Below are 20,516 nucleotides of genomic sequence, written 5' to 3'. Positions count from 1 at the left end.
CAATTCGCGGCGTTTCGCTGCGCTGCCATCGACTCCATGCCACGCCAACCAGATGAGCGGGGATCTCGGCTCGATGAAGGCCATGGCGTGAAACGGCGCCACCCTTCGCCAAGATCACTTACATGCAAAGGAAATCAACCGGGGCCGGTCGTTGCTAGTGAGGAATCTGCGTGCATAGAATGCGGCCACAGATAAGCGGCTGAGCACCTCGTGACGGGGACCTGTGTGCGCCGCGGGGATATGGGGACTTTTCATGGGGCAGCACAGCGCGGTCAATGCCGCGACTCACCGGACGATCTTCACCGGGCAGGCGGCGGGGGCCGCGAACTACGTAGGTCGTGTCGGTGCGCTCGCGGTGGCGTTGGGGATCGGTGCCGCAGTGGCCGGAGGCGGAGTCGCGAGTGCCGACGATTCCACCGGAACCGATTCTCAAAGCAGCAGCGGCGCCAAACAAGCTGCTGCTAACCATAATTCAACTGATGAGTCCGCCGACGGCGCCAAGGCGGGCCGGGCATCCGACGGCGTGAAGCTGACCAAGCCCCGCTCTCCGAGGCTGCCGAGATTGCAGCAGAGCGATGGTGGGCGCGGTACTGCCGCCGCACGCCGGGCCGCTGGGTCCGACGACATGAAAACCAGCCGATCCGGCAGCGCCGACGGGGCCACGAAGAGTGAGCAGGCTGCCGAAGCGGGGGACCGTGCGCCATTCTCCGAACGACTCTCCGCCGCAATTCGCGCTCTGGTGCCCGTGGAGATCTCCAGACCGGCCGATCCCTTCGACGGCTCCACCCCGACCTCCGGGCGAGACGACGCGAAGGTCGACTCACGGACCCGTGCGCCCGCCCGGCCTCAGAACACCCGCACGCTGTCGGACCGGGTCCGCAACGTGGTCCAGGACAGTGCCACCGTCGAGGGGGCCGGCAGAGCTCCCGTCGACGCGCCTCCGGCCTCCGGTCGTGCAGCCTCCGTCTCTGCCGCAGGCCTGACCGTGCAACGCGCCGTCACCGAATCGGTCGCATTCACAAGCGGAATCACAACACCTCGCTCCGTTGCGCCGCCGGCGCGGCAGGTCACCACGGCGGTGTCGAACCTGCTCGCTGCGGTCGGCCTCACCTCTCCTGCCGGCGCACGCACCGGCGACCTACCGGCAGCGCCGAATCTGGCGATGCTGGGTGTGCTGCAGATGCTGCGGCGCGAGACCGAGAACGCGCTGCTCACGAACGCATCGACGGTGGCGCCGAACACCGTGGCACCGCGAAGCCTCGTCACCGCAGCCGCCGCGACCACAGTGGTGACACCCAAGCCCGGTGACTACGTCCCGACCGCCTACGGGAACATCGGCACCTGGATGCTCAAATCCAATGGGCAGATCGCCAACTACGGCGGAGCGACCGATGGCGGCAGGCCTCTGCTGGAGCCGGTCAACGTGATCATCATCGACGAGACGTCCGCCAGCCGCGAGGAGTCGATCCGCAGGCTCAACCGGGCGCTGGCGGTCTCCGGCTACCCGGCTGAGACACCGCACAGCACCGGCTACCAGGGGCTGATCGACGGCCAGAGGTACGGGCAGCAACCCAGCGGCTTCCTGCAGGCCTACGGCAACGGCGGGTCGCCCAACGTCCACGGCCGGATGTTCGGACCGGCGCCCGCGGCGAGCGGTGATGGGTTCGTCTGGACCGGCGCCTTCAGTACCCAGGGCACCACGCACGGCTACCTGTCGTTCGACTCGGCGCGCGACGATCTCGCGCAGTCGCTCATCGAGAGCGGTGCCGCAGAACAGGTAGAGATCGTGGACATGGGCAACGGCGGAATCACCGGCGACCATGACGGCAAGGCCATCGTCCTCCGGCTGAAGGACACGCTGCCCAACACGGCACCCGTCGCCACCGTCACCAAGAACGCTCCGAGCACATGGAACGGCACCGTCACGGGCAGGGTGACAGCGGTCGACGCCGAGAAGGACAGGGTCACCTACACCGGATCGACCACCGACCAGGGCACGGTCACAGTGACGTCGACGGGGGCGTGGACCTACACGCCCACTGCCGCGGCCCGTCACGCCGCTGCGAAGACCGGCGCACCGGATGCCGCCAAGACCGACACCTTCACCATCACCGTCACCGACGCATACGGCGGCGTGGACGTCGAACAGGTGACCGTGGACGTGGTGCCGAAAAATACTGCGCCGTCGTCGATCCGGGCCACCGCGAACAAGCCCGATCCGGTGGGCGGAACGGTCACCGGCAAGGTCACGGCCACCGACGCCGACAATGACGCCGTCGGCTATCGAGTCAGTACGCAGCCGACATCGGGTTCGGTGACGATCAACCCGACGGACGGCACGTTCGTCTACACGCCGACCGACGCCGCGCGCGAGCGGGCGCGGGCCACCACCTTCATCACCGACACCGACAGGTTCACCGTCACCGCCGACGACGGACACGGCGGTCTGACGACCGTCACCGTCACGACCGTGATCGCGCCGAGTGTCGCCGCCCCGGTCGCGAGCGCGCCCACTGTCGGTGCTCCGTGGCGAGCATCGGCGCCTTTTTGGGTCTGGTGACTGCCTCGCATCCTGCCGGTGACACATTCACATTCACCAGGCCGACCGCGACCCCTTGCGGCACGGTGTCAGTGGCGTCGAACGGTACGTGGACGTATACGCCGTCCGCGGTCGGACGCCGTGCCGCCGCGACGACTCCCGGGTTGACGGACACTTTCGAGATCACGGTGCCGCCGTCTAACCACGGGCGCGGTAGCGGCGCTCCGGTCTGCCGACGCCGTACTGCAGCCGGAGTTCGAGTGCGCCGGTGCTCAGGTAGTGCTCGAGGTACCGGCGCGCGCTGACCCGCGAGATCCCGATCAGCTCGGCACATTCGGCCGCCGACACCTCACCGGCGTCACGGACGGCGTCGAGCACCAGCCTGCCGGTCTCGACGCCCAGCCCCTTGGGCAGTGCCTCGGCCGAGGTCGCGGGCCTGCCGAAGAGCGCGTCGATCAGCGACTGGTCGGCGCCGCGGTCGGATTCGAGGGCATCGGCCCGTGCGGCGAACGCCTCGAGCTTGGCCCGCAGCTGCGCGAACTCGAACGGCTTTATCAGGTAGTCGGCGGCCCCGCCATCCAATGCGCCACTTACAGTGTCCAATTCGCGCGCGGCTGTGATCATGATGACGCCCACCCGGTCGCCTGCCGAGCGCAACTGGTGCAGCACCTCCAGCCCCGTCATGTCGGGCAGGTACACGTCGAGCAGGATGAGGTGCGGTCTCAGGTCGCGTGCGGCGACGAGCGCCTCGCCGCCCGTGCGTGCGACGCCGACGGCCCGGAATCCGTCCACCCGGTCGACGAACCGGCGGTGGATGTCGGCCACCATGAAGTCGTCGTCGACCACCAGCACGTCACGCACGGGCCAGCACCCCCGGCAGTCTGGCGACGAACGTCGCCCCGCCGCCCGGCCGATCGGTCACCTCGACGCTGCCGCCGTGCTGCGCGGTCACCAGCCGCACCAGCGCCAGGCCGATGCCGCGACCACCGGGCACATCCGATTTCGACGTCACGCCGCGAGCGAAGATCGCCTCCCGGAGGTGTTCGGGCACACCGGGACCCGAATCCGACACCGACACCTCCAACCCGGTGGAGTCTGCGATCGCCACCACCACCCGCGCCTCACCCGAACCCACCGACACGTCCACCGCATTGTCGATGAGGTTGCCCAGCAACGTGATCACGTCGGTGGCCAACGCCGGGTCGAGCGCGCCGAGGTGCGACTCCGGGTCGATGTGCAACGCCACCCCGCTCTCGGCGGCCAGCGTGGTCTTGGCGATCAGCAGCGCCGCCACCGCGGGATCGGAGATGCGCCGGGTCACCGCGTCGCTGATCTCGGCCCGCCTGCGGGTGAGGTCGCCGACCAGGTCGCGCACGGCGTCGTATTCACCGAGCTGCACCAGGCCGGAGATGGTGTGCAACTGGTTGGCGAACTCGTGGGTCTGGGCCCTCAAGGTGTCGGTCACGCTCTTGTGCGACGACAGCTGTGCCTGCAGTGCGGCCAGTTCGGTGCTGTCGCGCATCGTGGTCACCGTACCGATCCGCCGGCCGGCACTGGTGGTCGCGCGCCGGTTCAGGGCCAGCACCCGGGTCCGGGTGGCGATCACCACGTCACGGCGATCCTCGCCGGAGAGCAGGAACTCCACCACCGCCGGATCCAGTCCGACCTCGTCCACGCGGCGACCGACCGCCGTGCCCGCCACGCCGAGCAGTTCTTGTGCACTGTCGTTCAGCAGCGTGATGCCGCCCTCGTTGTTGACCGCCACCACGCCCTCACGGATGCTGTGCAGCAACGCTTCCCGATGGTCGGCCAGCCCGGCGATCTCGGCGACCTCCAGGCCGCCGGTGTGCCGCTTGATGCGCCGCGACAGCAGCCACGACGCGAGCATGCCCAACGCCGCGCCGATCCCGAGGTAGAACAGCAGCCGTTCGCCTGCTCCGCTCACCAGACCCCACACGGACGGGTAGGGCTCGCTCACCGATGCGATCGCCAGCACCTCACCGTTGCTGGACAGCAGCGGTACCTGACCGATGAGGTTGTGCACGCCGTCGATGTCACCGTCTCCGAACCACGCCCGTCCCTCGTCGGCCCGGGTCAGCCCGAGATCTGTCTGGCGGCCCACCCGGGACGGGTCAGATGACGCCCGCACCACCCCGGCCGGGTCGATGATCTCGGCCAGCCCGGCGCCCGACAGTGCGACGGCACGGTCGACCTCCGGCGCGAGGGTCTGTGCGGCCGCGGGATCGTCGTAGCGGTCGCGCACCACCGGTGTCGACGCCACGTTCTCGGCCACGGCGATCAACCGCTGCCCCCGCACGTCGCGGAACTCCCGCGTCGACTCCGCTACGGAGAAGCCGGCCACCGCCAGCAGCACCACCGCGACGACCAGCAGCTGGAACGCCAGGAACTGTCCGGCGAGGCTGCGCCCGGACAGCGCCCGGATGACCGGCGCCCACCGCGAGTGGTCCGTGTTCTTAATGACCAAATCTTCCTTTGCGTTCGAATCAGTGACGCACATCACTGACGGGGTCCAGTATTGCTGAGCATCACACCGCTGCCGATTGGGGACGACTGTGCAGAGAATCCTGGCCGCACTACCGAGGGCGCTGGGCCTCGCGCTCACCGCGCTCCTGGTGCTGACGGCCTGTGGCGTCACGCGTGGCGACGGGAACGAGGAGTTCCACCGGCTCCGGATGATGGTCCCCAACAGCCCCGGCGGCGGCTATGACCTGACCGCGCGCACCGCGGTGAAGATCATGGAGGACGACGACATCACCGGGCGCATCGAGGTGTTCAACGTGATCGGCGCCGGCGGCACCGTCGCGATGGCCCGGCTGATGAACGAGAAGGGCAACAACGACCTCATGATGACCATGGGGCTCGGTGTCGTCGGCGCCACGTACACCAACGGCTCGAAGATCAAGGCGTCCGACGCGACGGCGCTGGCCAAACTGATCGAGGACCCGGGCGCGATCTTCGTGCCCGCCGATTCGCCGTTCAAGACGATCCAGGACTTCGTCGCGGCATGGAAGAAGGACCCGTCGAAGGTCACCATCGGTGGCGGATCCTCGCCGGGCGGACCGGATCACCTGTTCCCGATGGAAACCGCCGAGGCCGTCGGCGTCGACCCCAAGTCGGTCAACTTCGTCACCTACGACGGCGGCGGTGACCTGTTGACGGCGCTGCTGGGCAACAAGATCACCGCGGGCACGTCGAGCCCGGGTGAGCTCATCGATCAGATCGAGGCCGGCCAGTTGCGGGTGCTCGCGGTGTCGAGCGACGAGCGCGTCGAAGGCATCGACGCACCGACACTCAAGGAGTCCGGCATCGACTTGACCTTCGCCAACTGGCGCGGAGTCCTTGCTCCGCCAGGCATTTCCGACGATGCCAAACAGAAGATGATCAAGGTGCTCGAGGAGTTGCACGCCTCACAGGGCTGGAAGGACGCCCTGGTGAAGAACGGCTGGACCGACGCGTTCGTGACCGGGCCTGCGTTCGAGCAGTTCCTCGTGGACCAGGACAACCGGGTCTCCTCGACCCTGACCGAACTGGGGCTGCTGTGACCACCACCGAGAGGCCGGAACCGCCGGCCCAGGAACCACCGGACCGGGAACCGGTCCTCGACGAGAAGCGGATCGACAAGGCGCAGTACCTCGTCTGCGCGGTGCTCGTCGCGGTGGGCGCCTTCCTCATCTACGGCGCGCTGTCGCTGGAACCCGGATTCGCCAAGGTGGACCCGGTCGGCCCCAAGGCCTTCCCGATGGTCATCGGCATCGTGCTGATCGTGCTGGCCATCATCCTCGCGGTGGCGATACCGCGCGGATCGGTCGGTGAGGCCGATGCCGGTGAGGACGTCGACCCGGACGCGCCAAGCGACTGGCGCACCGTCGGGATGCTCGTCGGCGTGTTCGTCGCCGTCATCCTGCTGGTCGAACCGCTCGGCTGGGTGATCACCAGCACGCTGCTGTTCGCCGGTGCGGCAACGATTCTGGGCAACCGGCACTACGTGCGCAATCTCGCCATCGGCGTGGTGCTCGCGCTGGTGAGCTTCTACGCATTCTATTCCGGGCTCGGGATCCCGCTGCCCGCAGGCATTCTGGACGGGATCCTGTAGATGAACAACTTCGACTGGCTGCTCCAGGGATTCGCCGAGGCGGCGACCCCGATGAACCTGCTGTACGCGGTCATCGGCGTGCTGCTGGGCACCGCGGTGGGCGTGCTGCCCGGCATCGGGCCCGCGATGACGGTCGCGCTGCTGCTTCCCGTCACCTACAACGTCAGCCCCAGCGCGGCGTTCATCATGTTCGCCGGCATCTTCTACGGCGGCATGTACGGCGGTTCCACCACCTCGATCCTGTTGAACACCCCGGGCGAATCGTCCTCGGTGATCACCGCGATCGAGGGCAACAAGATGGCCAAGGCGGGGCGCGCCGCACAGGCTCTGGCGACCGCGGCCATCGGGTCGTTCGTCGCGGGCGCGATCGGCACCGCCCTGCTGGCGACCTTCGCACCGCCGATCTCGCGGTTCGCGGTGTCGCTCGGGGCGCCGTCCTATCTGGCCATCATGATCTTCGCGCTCGTCGCGGTCACCGCGGTGCTCGGCGCCTCCAAACTGCGCGGCGCCATCTCGCTGTTCCTGGGTCTCGGGATCGGCGTGGTCGGCATCGACTTCCTCACCGGCCAGCCGCGCGCGACGTTCGGGCTGCCGCAGCTCTCCGACGGCATCGACATCGTCGTCATCGCGGTGGCCATCTTCGCGGTCGGCGAGGCGCTATGGGTCGCCGCACACCTCCGGCGCCGCCCCGCCGAGGTGATCCCGGTGGGCCGTCCCTGGATGGGACGTGACGACTTCCGGCGGTCGTGGAAGCCGTGGCTGCGCGGCACCGCGTACGGATTCCCGTTCGGCGCACTGCCCGCCGGCGGCGCCGAGCTGCCGACGTTCCTGTCCTACATCACCGAGAAGCGGCTCTCGAATCACAAGGAGGAGTTCGGCAAGGGCGCCATCGAAGGTGTCGCCGGACCCGAGGCCGCCAACAACGCCTCGGCCGCGGGCACGCTGGTGCCGATGCTGTCGCTCGGCCTGCCCACCAACGCCACCGCGGCCGTCATGCTGACCGCCTTCGTGTCGTACGGGATCCAGCCCGGCCCGACGCTCTTCGACAAGGAGCCGTTGCTGATCTGGACGCTGATCGCCAGCCTCTTCATCGGCAACCTGCTGCTGCTGCTGATCAACCTGCCGCTGGCGCCGCTGTGGGCGAAGCTGCTGCGCACACCCCGGCCCTACCTGTACGCCGGCATCCTGTTCTTCGCGACGCTCGGTGCGCTCGCGGTGAACGTGCAGCCGCTCGACCTGGCGCTGCTGCTGGTGTTCGGCCTGCTCGGCCTGATGATGCGGCGCTTCGGCCTGCCCGTGCTGCCGCTGATCATCGGGGTGATCCTCGGGCCGCGCGTGGAACGTCAACTCCGTCAGAGCCTTCAGCTCGGCGGCGGGGACTGGTCCAGCCTGTTCACCGAGCCGGTGGCGATCATCACCTACATCCTGATGGCGATCCTGCTCGTCATGCCGCTGATCCTGAAGTTGATGCACCGCAGTGAGGAGTCTCTGTTGATCGTCGAGGACGACGCGGACCAGAAGGCGAAGGCGGCACAGTCATGACCGACGACCGCTTGCGGGAGGAGAATCGATGATCGTGGTTGGATATTCGGCCGACGAGTTCGGCCGCGCCGCACTCGAACACGGCATCACCGAGGCCAAGCGCCGAGACACCGGCCTACTGGTGATCAACGCCACCTCCGGCGAGTCCTACGTCGACAAGCGCTTCGCCCAGGAGCACGAGGTGCACGACGTCGAGGCCAGGCTCACCGAATGCGGGGTGCCGTTCGAGCTCAGCCAGCCCGTCGGTGTGGACGCCGCCGAGGAACTGGTCCGCGCGATGGACCGCGACGAGGCCGAACTGCTCGTCATCGGGCTCCGGCACCGCAACCCGGTGGGCAAGCTGCTGATGGGCAGTGTGGCGCAGCGTGTCCTGCTGGAGTGCCCCAAGCCGGTGCTGGCGGTCAAGCCCGCGGAAGGCTGAGCCGTCACCACTGTGCCAGGACCTTGTCTCCGATGAGGTCGGCGATCCTCACCGCCGAGTCGGCGGGGTCGGCGCTGCACGTGTTGACGTCGATGATGATGTTGTTGCGCAGGGCGAGCGCCCGGCCGCACCCCCACCCCGGTGCGGCGGCTTCCTGCTGAACGACGTTGGTGCTCAGGATCTCGTCGTCGGTCCTGAGTTCCCCGACATCCCAGCGTGATCCGCTCTGGGTGTGCACGTAATGGTGGCAGTTCGGCCACTGGCCGACCGAGGTCTCGAAGAAGGCGGCGGCCTTCTCGAGATAGGGGAACTGCACCACTGCCTGCTTGAAGTAGTGGGTGAAATCGTCACCGTTGTTGAGGCTCTGATCGCGCATGGCCTGGAAGCCGCTGCCCGCGTACACCAGCGCCTCCGCGGCGCCGTCAATGGCGAGACACTCCGCGGGTGCCATGATCGCGCTGTTGTCGGACATCGCGGTCTGAGATTCGGTGACCATCATGCCGGGCGATCCCATTGCGGCGGCCGCCTCCTGCGGTGTGAGAAGCAGTCCCGCCAGCTCACGTTCGACGAGGGGACGCGGAATGGCGAAACGGGTGCTCGTCGGCGCGGCGGACGTGGCATTGCTCGTCGTGGTGCATCCGGCGACGAGCAGGCAGATGCCCAAGAGCACCGTGCATACCTTCGAATGACGCATGTATGCATGGTGAGGCAGGGCGGGCGGCAACGTAGCGATGTCGACCGCGAGCCATGGTCACGATGCACCGCAAACCTGGTAACGAAATCGTGTACCGTCTCCGCCGCCTGCGAGCCGGACTACACGAGATCCATCTCGGCCGGCCCCGCGCCCCCGATGGCCTGCGAGATGAAGCTCTTGGTGGTCAACGGCCCGCCGAACTGCTGCAGCAGTCCGCCGCCGTCGTTGCGGCCCAGATCGAGCGCCTCGAATCCGAGGTCGGAGATCAGCTCGGCCACAGTGGCGTTCGCCTCCGGGTGATTGCCGGACACGAACAGCACGCGGCGGCCGCCGTGCCCGTCGCCGGGTTCGCGCGCCAGCACCTTGGCCCAGGTGTGGCCGAAGGCCTTGACCACCCTGGCGCCGGTGGCCCACTCCTCGACGATGTCGGACGACGCCCGCCCGCCGAGGTCGGCGGGGGAGAAGTCGCGGTAGTCGATGGCGTTGGTGGCGTCGACGATGATGCGGTCCTGCCAATCCGGCACCGAGCCGACCAGTCCCTGCACCGCCTCGAACGGGACGGCGAGGATGACGACGTCGGCCGCCAGTGCGTCGGACACCTCGGACGGGATGACGTTCGGTCCGATCGCGTCCGCGACGCCGCGGACCGCCTCGATGCCGCGTGAGGCGGCCAGTCCGACGTCGGTGCCGGTACGGGCGAAATGCCCCGCGACGGCCGTGCCGATGTTCCCTGCTCCGATGATCGCGTAACGCATGACGTGCTCCTTCAGCCTGGCCGGATTGCGTGATATGTCACCGAACTGTGCCGGCCGGCCGGGTATTCCCGCGGGGATCAGAGCGTGATGCGGATGGTTCCGTCGACGGCCTCGACGGGGAAGCTGCGCACCGACATGTCGGCGCCGGCGGCCTCGCGCCCGTCGCAGAGATCGAAGGTGTGCCCGTGCAGCGGGCAGACCACGACGCGGTCGTCGGCGAGTCCGTCGGCCAGCGGTCCGCCGCGGTGCGGGCACACCGCGTCGATCGCCCGCAGCGTGCCGTCGCGCAGCCGGAACACCGCGATCTGCTCGCCGCGCACCGAGTACGTGCGTCCCTCGCCGACCGGTACCTCGTCCAGTGAGCCGATGTCGACGCTCATCGCACCGGCACCAGGGGAAGCGGCAGCAATGGCAGGGACGGCCGGAACTGTCCTTCGGTCACCGGGTCCTGTCCGTCCCGCCACGGGTCGCGGTAAGCGTCCACCGACTTCTGCATCCTCTGGTCCAGTCCCGCCGCGATGCCCTCGCTGTCGTCCACCACCACCGCCCGCAGGTGCTCGATGCCCACCCTCGGCACGAACGCGTAGGTGCGCTCCAGCCAGTTCGCGTTCTCCCGGTAGTACTGCAGGAAGCGTCCGGTCAGCGTGATCACCGTCTGCGGGTCGTCGACGGTCGCGAGCAGGTCGCCCTTGCGGATGTGCGCACCCGCCGCCCCGCCGACGTAGATCTCCCACCGGCCGCCGTCCACGGCCACCACGCCGAGGTCCTTGCACAGCGCCTCGGCGCAGTTGCGCGGGCATCCGGTGACGGCCAGTTTCATCTTCGCGGGGCTCGCCAGGCCCTGGTAGCGCTCCTCGATCGCGATGCCGAGTGCCGTCGAGTCACCCAGCCCGAAACGGCAGAAGTCGCTGCCCACACACGTTTTCACGGTCCGGAAGCTCTTGCCGTACGCGTAGCCCGACGGCATGTCGAGGTCGGCCCACACCGCGGGCAGATCCTCCTTGCGTATCCCGAGCAGGTCGATGCGCTGGCCACCGGTCAGCTTGATCATCGGAATTGCGTACTTCTCCGCGACGTCGGCGATCGTGCGCAGCTGCGCGACGTCGGTCACGCCGCCCTTCATCTGCGGCACCACCGAGAACGTGCCGTCGCGCTGGATGTTGGCATGCACCCGGTCGTTGATGAACCGGGCGTCGCGCTCGTCGACGTACTCGTCGGCCCACATCGTCTCCAGCAGCGAGGCCAGGGCCATCTTGGACCCCGCGTCCTCGCGCCCGTCGGGCGCCAGCGCGGCGAACACCGAGGACACCGAATGCAGTCTGAGCTCGCGGATGTGGCGCATCAGCGTCGGCTTGTCGTAGGGCACCCCGGGCACGTACCACGACGCCGACGGGTCCTCGCTGACCGCGCCGCCTGCCGCCCATTCGACGACCTGGCCCACCAGCTCCTTGCACGAGCCGCAGCCCTTGCCCGCCTTCGTCTTCGCCATCACGCCCGACACCGACGTCTCGCCGCCGCGGACACAGCCGACCAGCGCGCCCTTGCTGACCCCGTTGCAGTTGCAGATCTGGGCGTCGTCGGCGAGCTCGGCGACGCCCACCGCGACGTCGGGGGTGCCGATGTCGAACATCAGCGACACCCGCTCGTCGGGGAGCGGCAACCCGCTGTCGAAGGCCTGGGTGAGGAACGACACCTTGCTGACGTCACCGAGAAGGGTGGCGCCCACCAGCTTCCCGTCCCGGATGACGATCGTCTTGTAGACCCCGTGCCGGGGCTCGGAGTACTGGACGAATTCGTCGTCGGGCCGCTCCGGCGCCTTGAGGCCCATCGACGCCACGTCCACGCCGGCCACCTTGAGCTTGGTCGCGGTGCGCGACCCGTGGTACGCCGCAGCCGGGTTCGACCCGGTCAGCTGGTCGGCGAGCACCCCGGCCTGCTCCCACAGCGGAGCCACCAGCCCGTACACCTGGCCGCGGTGCTGGGCGCACTCGCCGACCACGTAGATGTGCGCGTCGTCGACCGAGCGCATGTGATCGTCGACCACGATCGCGCGTTCGACGGTCAACCCGGCCCGTTGCGCCAGGCCGACATTGGGCCGGATGCCCGCCGCGATCACCAGCATGTCGCAGTCGATGGTCGACCCGTCGGAGAACACGATCCCGGACAATCTGCCGGAGTCGTCGGTGAGCACCTCGGTGGTGCGCTTCTCGGTGTGCACGGTGATGCCGAGCGCCTCCACCGACCGCCGAAGGATGGCGCCCGCCGTGACGTCGAGTTGCGCGTTCATCAGCACCGGACCCGCATGCACGACATCCACTGCCAGACCACGGTTCTGCAGCCCGCGAGCGGCCTCGAGACCCAGCAGGCCACCGCCGATCACCACGGCCCTGGTGCGGTGCTGCGCCTCGTCGATCATGCCCATGCAGTCGTCGAGGGTGCGGAAGCCGAACACCCCGTCGGTCAGCGTCGTGTCGTCGGCCCACAGACCCGTCATGGGTGGGAAGAACGACCGGCTGCCGGTGGCGAGCACCAGATCGTCGTAGTGCAGCACGGTGCCGTCGTCGGCGTACACCAGGCGGGCGAACCGGTCGATGCGGACCACCCGCACCCCGGCCCGGAGTTCGATGCCGTTGTCGGCGTACCAGTCCAGCGCGTTGAGGTAGATCTCCCCGGCGTCGGCCTCGACGTCCTGGCTGCCCGCCAGCACGTTCGACAGCAGGATCCGGTTGTAGTTGCCGTACGGTTCGTCGCCGAAGACGGTGATGTCGAACATCTTGCCGCCACCCCTGGCGAGGATCTCCTCGATGGCGCGCACGCCCGCCATGCCGTTGCCGACCACCACCAGCCTGCGCATCAGACCTCCACCAGTCCGAGGTCGACGACGACGGTGCCCGAGCAGCCCGCAGGCGCGGCGACGAACAGTTCGAGCACGGTGTCGCCGAGCAGGTCCTCGACCACCCGCAGCGCGACATGGGTGGCGCCCTTGGCGGCGATGGGGAAGTACCGCATCGGCGCACCGTCGCGCATCAGCACCACGGTGACCATCTCGTCGCAGGAGTTGCCGCCGCGGAAGTACACCGGCTGGGTCACCGACCCGGCGGGCACCGTGTATCGCAGGGCTTCGTCGATCGGCGCGGGCTTGGTGAGGCCGTTGCCCTCGAACTCGAAGGCGCCCTGCAGGAATCGGGGAATGCTGCCGTCGCTCATGCTCCATGACTAGGCGGCGATTGTTTCGTGGTGGTTTCGTCGCGGAGTCGACCGTGGATCTCGTTGTGCACAGCAGCCCCGCAGCGAGGGTGTGAGCGCGAGTTGACACAGCCGACATCGGGGGGCAACGGCCGCGGAACGGCCCGGCAGTAGACAGATGGCATGAGCCGCGACATCGCACACTGGGACGCCGAGGACGTCGAGGCGTGGAACTCGGGCGGGAACAAGATCGCCAAGCGCAACCTGATCTGGTCGATCTTCGCCGAGCACGTCGGGTTCTCGATCTGGTCGATCTGGTCGGTGATGGTGCTGTTCATGCCGCAGGACGTCTACGGCATCGACCCGGCGGGCAAGTTCTACCTGGTGGCGATGCCGACCCTGATCGGCGCCTTCATGCGCATCCCGTACACCATCGCGCCCGCCCGGTTCGGCGGCCGTAACTGGACGATCGTCAGTGCGCTGCTCCTGCTGATCCCGACGCTCATGACGTGGTACGTGATGAAGAACCCGGGCACGTCCTACACGACGTTCATGGTGGTGGCCGCGTTCGCGGGCTTCGGCGGCGGCAACTTCGCCTCGTCGATGACCAACATCAACGCCTTCTACCCGCAGCGGCTCAAGGGCTGGGCGCTGGGCCTGAACGCCGGCGGCGGCAACATCGGCGTCCCCGTGATCCAGTTGGTCGGACTGCTCGTGATCGCCACCGTCGGCAACACCGCTCCCGAAATCGTCTGTGCCACCTACCTCGTGCTGATCGCCGCGGCCGCGGTCGGCGCCGCGCTGTTCATGGACAACCTCGGCAACCAGCGGTCCAACCTCGGCGCGCTCGCCGAAGCGCTGCGCTACCAGCACTCCTGGGTGATGAGCTTCCTCTACATCGGCACGTTCGGATCGTTCATCGGATTCTCGTTCGCCTTCGGGCAGGTGCTGCAGATCAACTACCTCGCCGGCGGCGACACCGCGGCGCAGGCCTCACTGCACGCCGCGCAGATCTCGTTCATCGGGCCGCTTCTCGGCTCCATCTCGCGGCCGTTCGGCGGCAAGCTCGCCGACCGGATCGGCGGCGGACGGATCACGCTGTACACCTTCGTCGCGATGACGTTCGCCGCCGGGATCCTGGTGACCACCGGCATGATCGACGACGGGACGGCCGGCGCGCCGACCGGCGGGCAGATGGCGTTCTACGTGGCCGGCTTCATCATGCTGTTCATCCTGTCCGGGATCGGCAACGGCTCGACGTACAAGATGATCCCGTCGATCTTCGAGGCGAAGGCCCAGGGCCACGACGAGTGGAGCCCGGCGGAGAAGGCGGCCTGGTCGCGCAGCATGTCCGGTGCGCTGATCGGATTCGCCGGAGCCGTCGGCGCCCTCGGCGGTGTGTTCATCAACATCGTGCTGCGCGCGTCTTACGTCGGCGACGCGAAGTCGGCCACCAACGCGTTCTGGGTGTTCATGGGCTTCTACGTGGTCTGCGCGGTCGTGACCTGGGTCGTCTATTTACGGATGCAGACGGCCAAGGCGGGTGGCGGAGAACACATTGGCCGCGTTCCCGCCCCGGCATCGACGGGCTGACCAGCGCAGATGCGGCTCACCGAGGCCGTGTGACGGCGGTGAGCACCAGTTTTCCTCCCGATAACGTCACCGGAAACGAACCGGAACAGGACCCGCACACCATTGGGGTCATGGCGGTGACCAGGACGGCATGCTCGTACTGCGGCGTCGGCTGCGGCATCGAGGTGCAGACCGACGGTGACGCCGACCACCCGGTGATCGCCCGCGTGTCGGGGGACAAGCTGCACCCGACCAACGCGGGCCGGTTGTGCACCAAGGGCGCCACCCACGCCGAGATGATGCGGGCCGACGAGGGGCGGCTGAAGTCGGGGCTGCTGCGGCCGGGCCGCGACGACGAACCGGTGCCGGTGCCCGTGGACGACGCGATCGCCGAAGCCGGCCGGCGGTTGCGGGCCATCGTCGACAAGTACGGACCGGACGCGGTCGCACTGTACGTCTCCGGGCAGATGTCACTCGAATCGCAGTATCTGGCAACCAAACTCGCCAAGGGCTTCCTGCGAACCAAGTACATGGAGTCGAACTCGCGGCTCTGCATGGCCAGCGCGGGCACCGGCTACAAGCAGTCCCTCGGCTCCGACGGCCCACCCGGGTCGTACACCGACTTCGACCTGACGAACCTGTTCTTCGTCATCGGGTCCAACATGGCCGACTGTCACCCGATCCTCTACCTGCGCATGGCCGACCGGCTCAAGGCGGGCGCCAAGCTGATCGTCGTCGATCCCCGGCGCACCACCACCGCCGAGAAGGCGGATCTGTTCCTGCAGATCAAGCCGGGCACCGACCTCGCGCTGCTCAACGGACTGCTGCACCTGCTGGTGGAGAGCGGCGACATCGACGAGCAGTTCATCGCCGAGCACACCGAGGGCTGGGAGCAGATGCGCCCGTTCCTGGCGGACTATCCGCCCGCGCGGGTGTCGGAGATCACCGGGATCGGCGAATCGGACCTCCGGTTGGCCGCCGCGATGATCGCCGAGGCCGGCGACTGGATGACCTGCTGGGCGGTGGGGATGAACCAGAGCACCCACGGCACCTGGAACACCAACGCGATCTGCAACCTGCACCTGGCGACCGGCGCGATCTGCCGCCCCGGCACCGGGCCGATGTCGCTGACCGGTCAGCCCAACGCCATGGGCGGGCGTGAAATGGGCTACATGGGCCCAGGCCTGCCCGGGCAGCGATCGGTGGTATCCGACGACGACCGGGCGTTCGTCGAACAGAAGTGGGGTCTGCCGCCGGACACCATCCGCAGCGAGTTCGGGCCGGGTGCGGTCGACATGTTCGAACGGCTCGCCGCCGGCGAGATCAAGGCGTGCTGGATCATCTGCACCAATCCGGTGGCCACCATGCCGAACCGGAAGACCACGATCGCGGGACTCGAGGCCGCCGAACTGGTGATCACCCAGGACACCTACCGGGACAACGCGACCAACCGCTACGCCGACATCGTGCTGCCCGCCACGCTGTGGGCCGAATCGGACGCGGTGATGATCAACTCTGACCGCACGATGACGCTGCTGCAGCAGTCGATCCCGCCGGCCGGACAGGCCCGCCCGGACTGGCAGCTGATCTGCGACATCGCCGCCCAGCTCGGCTTCGGCGAGCACTTCGACTACCGCAGCAGCGCCGAGATCATCGACGAGATCACCGGATTCACCAATCTGCGGACGGGCTACGACCTGCGCGGCGTCAGCTACGACCGGCTCCGCCGAACACCGTTGCAGTGGCCGGTGCCGCCGCAGGGGTTGCCCGGCGGCGACACCGACCGGCACCCGATCCGCTACCTCAACGACGGTGTCAGCCAGCACCTCCTCGTCGACGAGGACGGCGCCACGCCCCGGCTGGCGTTCGCGACGCCGTCCCGCCGGGCGGTGTTCTTCCCACGACCGCACGTCGACGCCGACGAACTGCCCGACACCGACTACCCGATCGTGCTGAACACCGGTCGGCTGCAGCACCAGTGGCACACCATGACCAAGACCGGCAGGGTGGACAAGCTCAACAAACTCAACAGTGGTCCGTTCGTCGAGATCCATCCCGTGGACGCGGTGGCCCTCGAGATCACCGACGGGACGTCGGTGGAACTCGCCTCGCGGCGCGGCCGTGCCGTGCTGCCCGCGGTGGTGACCGACCGGGTGCGACCCGGCAGCTGCTTCGTGCCGTTCCACTGGAACGACGAACACGGCGAGTACCTGACCATCAACGCTCTGACCAACGACGCCGTCGACCCGGAGTCGCTGCAACCGGAGTTCAAGGTGTGCGCGATCAGCATGCGCCCGGTGAAACCGGTGGGCATCCCGGCCGGCCACCCGCTGGTCGCCGAACTGGGCATCGGGCGAACCCGCAAGCCGACCCTGACCGACGACGAGAAGCTCTACCTCGCTGCATTTCTCGGTGCGCTGGGTGATCACCCCAGCGGAGTTCCGGTGCTGCCCGCGCACGCCCCGGTGCGCGCCGACGTGCGGCTGTGGATCGACGGTGTGCTGGCCGGGCGCTACTCCCGGGTCGGTGCCGCGCCCGCCGCAGCCGAGGCCGCACCCGCCGGGGGAGGACCGCTGGTGCTGTGGGCGTCGCAGACCGGAAACGCCGAGGAGGTGGCGGGCCGGGTCGCCGCGAAACTCGTTGCTGCGCAGCTACGCAACATGGACGACGTGGCGGTGACCGATCTCACGACGGCCCGCGACGTGCTGGTGGTCACCAGCACCTTCGGCGACGGCGGCCCGCCGGACAACGGCGCGGACTTCTGGAGCCGCCTGGAGTCGGCGCAGGCGCCCGCCCTCGACGGTGTCCGCTTCGCCGTGCTCGGGATCGGGGACCGGGCGTACGACGACTTCTGCGGGCATGCCCGCTCGCTGGACGACCGGTTGGCCGCGCTCGGCGCCACCAGGCTGCGCAGCCGCGCGGAATGCGAAGCGTACGACGAGGAACCGATGCAGGACTGGACCGACGACGTCGTCGCCCTGCTCGGTGCTGAACCCACACCGGCCGGCACGGCCCGCGGCGGCACCACGACGATCACCCGGCCGGCCACCGTCGCCGAGCCGTTCACCCGCGCCAAGCCGGTGCAGGCACCGCTGAGCCGCAACGTCGTGCTCAGCGGCCCTTCCTCGGCGAAAGAGGTGCGGCTGTTCGGATTCGACATCTCGCAGTTCGGTGTCGGCTACGGCGTCGGAGATTCGCTCGGGGTGTTCGCCCGCAACGATCCCGCGGTGGTCGACGGGTGGCTGTCGGCCACCGGCCTGCGCGGGGAGCAGGTGGTCGAGGTGGACGGCGCCGAACAGCCCCTGCGCGACGCGCTGGCCACCTGTTACGACATCCGCAAGGTCACGCCGAACCTGCTGCGGTTCGTCGCCGAGAACAGCCGTGACGCGCGGCCGCTGCGGGCGCCGAAGGACAAGCTCGACAAGTGGCTCGCCACCCGCGACGGGCTGGACATCGTCCGCGAGTTCGCGGTGCACGCCGACCCGGCGCAGTGGCAGGAGGTGCTGGTCCGGCTGACGCCGCGCAACTACTCCATCTCGTCGAGCCCGTTGGTCAGCCCGAACGAGGTGCAGCTGACGGTGTCCGTGGTGCGCTACCACGGCACCGACGGCGGCCGCCGCGGCGGCGTGTGCTCGACATTCCTCGCCGATCGGGCCGCGGAGGCGCCGGTGCCGGTGTTCCTGCAGCGCTCACCGCACTTCCGCCCGCCGGAGGACGCGGGCACGCCGATGATCATGGTCGGCCCCGGCACCGGGATCGCACCGTTCCGCGGATTCCTGCAGGAGCGCCGCGCACTCGGACACACCGGGCGCAACTGGCTGTTCTTCGGCGACCAGCACCGCGAGACCGACTTCTACTACCGCGACGACCTCGAGCACATGGTCAGCGACGGCTTCCTGGAGTTGGACCTGGCGTTCTCCCGGGACCAGAAGGACCGGGTGTACGTCCAGCACCGGATGCTCGAGCGCGGCGCCGAGGTGTGGCGGCGGCTGCAGGACGGCGCGCACTTCTACGTCTGCGGCGACGCCACCCGGATGGCGCGCGACGTCGACAACGCGCTGACCGCGATCATCCGCAAGCACGGCGCCATGACGAACGAACAGGCCCACGACTACAAACGTGAGCTGGTGGCGTCGAAACGCTACGTGCGCGACGTGTATTGAGAGTTCTGGTGTCCGAGGGGGGACTTGAACCCCCACGCCCGTTAATAGGGCACTAGCACCTCAAGCTAGCGCGTCTGCCATTCCGCCACTCGGACCGTCAGTGAGCGACTAAGGCTAACGGATGGCGTGGCCCGGACCCAAACCCGACGCCGGGCCGGGTGGTACGAATGGTGATTGTGACTTCAGCCCCGGACGCATCCCACGAGGTCGTCGAACTCGTCAGCGCGTTGATCCGGTTCGACACCTCCAACACCGGCGACCCCGCCACCACCAAGGGCGAGGAGGAATGCGCGCGCTGGGTGGCGCAGAAACTCGAGGAGGTCGGCTACGAGACCGAGTACGTCGAGGCGGGCGCACCCGGTCGGGGCAACGTGTTCGCCCGGCTGCCCGGCGCCGACCGGTCGAGGGGCGCGCTGATGATCCACGGCCACCTCGACGTGGTGCCCGCCGAACCCGCGGACTGGAGCGTGCACCCGTTCTCCGGGGCGATCGAGGACGGCTACGTGTGGGGCCGCGGCGCGGTCGACATGAAGGACATGTGCGGCATGATGATCGCCGTCGCCCGGCACTTCAAGCGTGCGGGCATCGTGCCGCCCCGCGATCTGGTGTTCGCGTTCGTCTCCGACGAGGAGCACGGCGGCACCTACGGCGCCCAGTGGCTCATCCAGCACCGGCCCGACCTGTTCGACGGCGTCACCGAAGCCATCGGCGAGGTGGGCGGGTTCTCGCTGACCGTGCCGCGCCGCGACGGCGGTGAGCGCAGGCTCTACCTCATCGAGACCGCGGAGAAGGGCCTGTCGTGGATGCGGCTGTCGGCACGCGCGCGCGCAGGCCACGGCTCGATGGTGCACGACGACAACGCGGTGACGTTGATCGCCGAGGCGGTGGCGCGGCTGGGCCGGCACCGGTTCCCGCTGGTGCTCACCGACACCGTCGAGCAGTTCCTGAGCGCGGTCGCCGAGGAAACCGGGTACACGTTCGACGTGGACTCCCCGGATCTCGAGGGTTCGATCGCCAAACTGGGCGGAATCGCCCGGATCGTCGGCGCGACGCTGCGTGACACCGCCAACCCGACGATGCTCAAGGCCGGCTACAAGGCGAACGTCATCCCGGCGACCGCCGAGGCGGTGGTGGACTGCCGCGTGCTCCCCGGCCGCAAGGAGGCGTTCGAGCGGGAGGTCGACGAGTTGATCGGCCCGCACGTCACCCGCACCTGGGAACGCGATCTCGACTCCTACGAGACGAGTTTCGACGGTGACCTGGTCGACGCGATGAATGCCGCGCTGCTCACCCTCGACCCGGACGCCCGCACGGTGCCGTACATGCTCTCCGGCGGTACCGACGCGAAAGCGTTCGCCAAGTTGGGGATTCGCTGCTTCGGCTTCGCGCCGTTGCGGCTGCCGCCGGATCTCGATTTCTCGGCGTTGTTCCACGGTGTCGACGAGCGGGTGCCCGTCGACGCGCTCGAATTCGGCGCCCGGGTGCTCGAACACTTCCTCGAGCACTGCTGAGCCGGGTTCTCCTCCCGTA

General features: G+C 68.5%; 16 protein-coding genes and 1 tRNA gene. 9 read left to right on the top strand and 8 right to left on the bottom strand.

Translation table 11 applies throughout. The features are described from left to right. Positions 1 to 745: 745 nt before the first annotated feature. Both O6P37_RS18385 and O6P37_RS28570 read left to right on the top strand, forming a co-directional pair. Positions 746 to 2,560: an Ig-like domain-containing protein gene (locus O6P37_RS18385; protein ID WP_269895419.1), complete on the top strand. Its 1,815-nt coding sequence runs from the start codon at positions 746 to 748 to the stop codon at positions 2,558 to 2,560. Next, positions 2,527 to 2,844, top strand: coding sequence for an Ig-like domain-containing protein (locus O6P37_RS28570; RefSeq protein ID WP_408633200.1), 318 nt, complete (start codon positions 2,527 to 2,529; stop codon positions 2,842 to 2,844). The genes O6P37_RS18385 and O6P37_RS28570 overlap by 34 nt, the downstream gene beginning before the upstream one ends. On the opposite strand, the gene O6P37_RS18380 is transcribed toward O6P37_RS28570, so the two are convergent. Next, positions 2,738 to 3,400, bottom strand: a complete 663-nt coding sequence (locus O6P37_RS18380; RefSeq protein ID WP_264012491.1) for a response regulator — start codon at positions 3,398 to 3,400, stop codon at positions 2,738 to 2,740. The genes O6P37_RS28570 and O6P37_RS18380 overlap by 107 nt on opposite strands. After that, positions 3,393 to 5,057, bottom strand: coding sequence for a sensor histidine kinase (locus tag O6P37_RS18375; RefSeq protein WP_269895418.1), 1,665 nt, complete (start codon positions 5,055 to 5,057; stop codon positions 3,393 to 3,395). The genes O6P37_RS18380 and O6P37_RS18375 overlap by 8 nt, the downstream gene beginning before the upstream one ends. 55 nt (positions 5,058 to 5,112) lie before the next feature. Here O6P37_RS18375 and O6P37_RS18370 point away from each other — a divergent pair, with 55 nt between their 5' ends. From O6P37_RS18370 to O6P37_RS18355, 4 genes are read left to right on the top strand one after another with little or no spacing between them, the layout of a single operon-like run. Then, positions 5,113 to 6,102 carry a Bug family tripartite tricarboxylate transporter substrate binding protein gene (locus tag O6P37_RS18370; protein WP_264012489.1) on the top strand — a complete coding sequence of 330 codons (990 nt, stop codon included), beginning with the start codon at positions 5,113 to 5,115 and terminating at the stop codon, positions 6,100 to 6,102. Beyond that, positions 6,099 to 6,653: a tripartite tricarboxylate transporter TctB family protein gene (locus tag O6P37_RS18365; protein WP_408633199.1), complete on the top strand. Its 555-nt coding sequence runs from the start codon at positions 6,099 to 6,101 to the stop codon at positions 6,651 to 6,653. The genes O6P37_RS18370 and O6P37_RS18365 overlap by 4 nt, the downstream gene beginning before the upstream one ends. Beyond that, positions 6,654 to 8,195 carry a tripartite tricarboxylate transporter permease gene (locus tag O6P37_RS18360; RefSeq protein ID WP_264012488.1) on the top strand — a complete coding sequence of 514 codons (1,542 nt, stop codon included), beginning with the start codon at positions 6,654 to 6,656 and terminating at the stop codon, positions 8,193 to 8,195. Between the two features lie 28 nt (positions 8,196 to 8,223). Next, entirely contained in the window at positions 8,224 to 8,616 is a 393-nt protein-coding gene (locus O6P37_RS18355; protein WP_269895417.1) for a universal stress protein, read from the top strand. A 4-nt stretch (positions 8,617 to 8,620) separates the two neighbouring features. On the opposite strand, the gene O6P37_RS18350 is transcribed toward O6P37_RS18355, so the two are convergent. The 5 genes from O6P37_RS18350 to O6P37_RS18330 all read right to left on the bottom strand — a co-directional run bounded on the left by O6P37_RS18350 (position 8,621) and on the right by O6P37_RS18330 (position 13,272). Continuing rightward, positions 8,621 to 9,310 carry a sensor domain-containing protein gene (locus O6P37_RS18350; protein WP_269895416.1) on the bottom strand — a complete coding sequence of 230 codons (690 nt, stop codon included), beginning with the start codon at positions 9,308 to 9,310 and terminating at the stop codon, positions 8,621 to 8,623. Positions 9,311 to 9,429: 119 nt separating this feature from the next. Then, positions 9,430 to 10,065, bottom strand: a complete 636-nt coding sequence (locus tag O6P37_RS18345) for an NADPH-dependent F420 reductase (RefSeq protein WP_269895415.1) — start codon at positions 10,063 to 10,065, stop codon at positions 9,430 to 9,432. A 77-nt stretch (positions 10,066 to 10,142) separates the two neighbouring features. Further along, positions 10,143 to 10,445 (bottom strand): Rieske (2Fe-2S) protein, encoded by a 303-nt coding sequence (locus tag O6P37_RS18340; protein WP_269895414.1) that lies wholly within the window; start codon positions 10,443 to 10,445, stop codon positions 10,143 to 10,145. Then, entirely contained in the window at positions 10,442 to 12,919 is a 2,478-nt protein-coding gene (gene nirB, locus O6P37_RS18335) for a nitrite reductase large subunit NirB (RefSeq protein WP_269895413.1), read from the bottom strand. The genes O6P37_RS18340 and nirB overlap by 4 nt, the downstream gene beginning before the upstream one ends. Beyond that, positions 12,919 to 13,272 (bottom strand): molybdopterin oxidoreductase, encoded by a 354-nt coding sequence (locus O6P37_RS18330; RefSeq protein WP_269895412.1) that lies wholly within the window; start codon positions 13,270 to 13,272, stop codon positions 12,919 to 12,921. Before O6P37_RS18330 ends, nirB begins: the two co-directional genes overlap by 1 nt. Positions 13,273 to 13,434: 162 nt before the next feature. On the opposite strand from O6P37_RS18330, the gene O6P37_RS18325 reads away from it, so the two are divergent. After that, positions 13,435 to 14,844, top strand: coding sequence for a nitrate/nitrite transporter (locus O6P37_RS18325; protein WP_269895411.1), 1,410 nt, complete (start codon positions 13,435 to 13,437; stop codon positions 14,842 to 14,844). Between the two features lie 110 nt (positions 14,845 to 14,954). Continuing rightward, positions 14,955 to 18,986, top strand: coding sequence for a bifunctional nitrate reductase/sulfite reductase flavoprotein subunit alpha (locus tag O6P37_RS18320; protein WP_269895410.1), 4,032 nt, complete (start codon positions 14,955 to 14,957; stop codon positions 18,984 to 18,986). A 6-nt stretch (positions 18,987 to 18,992) separates the two neighbouring features. On the opposite strand, the gene O6P37_RS18315 is transcribed toward O6P37_RS18320, so the two are convergent. Then, positions 18,993 to 19,081, bottom strand: a tRNA-Leu gene (locus O6P37_RS18315). 72 nt (positions 19,082 to 19,153) lie between these two features. Here O6P37_RS18315 and O6P37_RS18310 point away from each other — a divergent pair. Next, positions 19,154 to 20,497, top strand: coding sequence for a M20/M25/M40 family metallo-hydrolase (locus tag O6P37_RS18310; RefSeq protein ID WP_269895409.1), 1,344 nt, complete (start codon positions 19,154 to 19,156; stop codon positions 20,495 to 20,497). The last annotated feature ends 19 nt before the right edge of the window (positions 20,498 to 20,516 follow it).

The sequence above is a fragment of the Mycobacterium hippophais genome, from assembly GCF_027529605.1.
GTDB classification, from domain to species: Bacteria; Actinomycetota; Actinomycetes; order Mycobacteriales; family Mycobacteriaceae; genus Mycobacterium; species Mycobacterium arseniciresistens.
The sequence above is the reverse complement of the archived record's forward strand: the minus strand, read 5'-3'. Positions and strand labels throughout refer to the sequence as shown.

Coding starts and splice junctions, on each gene's coding strand:
- O6P37_RS18375 (WP_269895418.1), bottom strand. CDS start 5,057: ATGTGCGTCACTGATTCGAACGCAAAGGAAGATTTGGTCATTAAGAAC.
- O6P37_RS18360 (WP_264012488.1), top strand. CDS start 6,654: ATGAACAACTTCGACTGGCTGCTCCAGGGATTCGCCGAGGCGGCGACC.
- O6P37_RS18355 (WP_269895417.1), top strand. CDS start 8,224: ATGATCGTGGTTGGATATTCGGCCGACGAGTTCGGCCGCGCCGCACTC.
- O6P37_RS18350 (WP_269895416.1), bottom strand. CDS start 9,310: ATGCGTCATTCGAAGGTATGCACGGTGCTCTTGGGCATCTGCCTGCTC.
- O6P37_RS18345 (WP_269895415.1), bottom strand. CDS start 10,065: ATGCGTTACGCGATCATCGGAGCAGGGAACATCGGCACGGCCGTCGCG.
- O6P37_RS18340 (WP_269895414.1), bottom strand. CDS start 10,445: ATGAGCGTCGACATCGGCTCACTGGACGAGGTACCGGTCGGCGAGGGA.
- nirB (WP_269895413.1), bottom strand. CDS start 12,919: ATGCGCAGGCTGGTGGTGGTCGGCAACGGCATGGCGGGCGTGCGCGCC.
- O6P37_RS18330 (WP_269895412.1), bottom strand. CDS start 13,272: ATGAGCGACGGCAGCATTCCCCGATTCCTGCAGGGCGCCTTCGAGTTC.
- O6P37_RS18325 (WP_269895411.1), top strand. CDS start 13,435: ATGAGCCGCGACATCGCACACTGGGACGCCGAGGACGTCGAGGCGTGG.
- O6P37_RS18320 (WP_269895410.1), top strand. CDS start 14,955: ATGGCGGTGACCAGGACGGCATGCTCGTACTGCGGCGTCGGCTGCGGC.
- O6P37_RS18310 (WP_269895409.1), top strand. CDS start 19,154: ATGGTGATTGTGACTTCAGCCCCGGACGCATCCCACGAGGTCGTCGAA.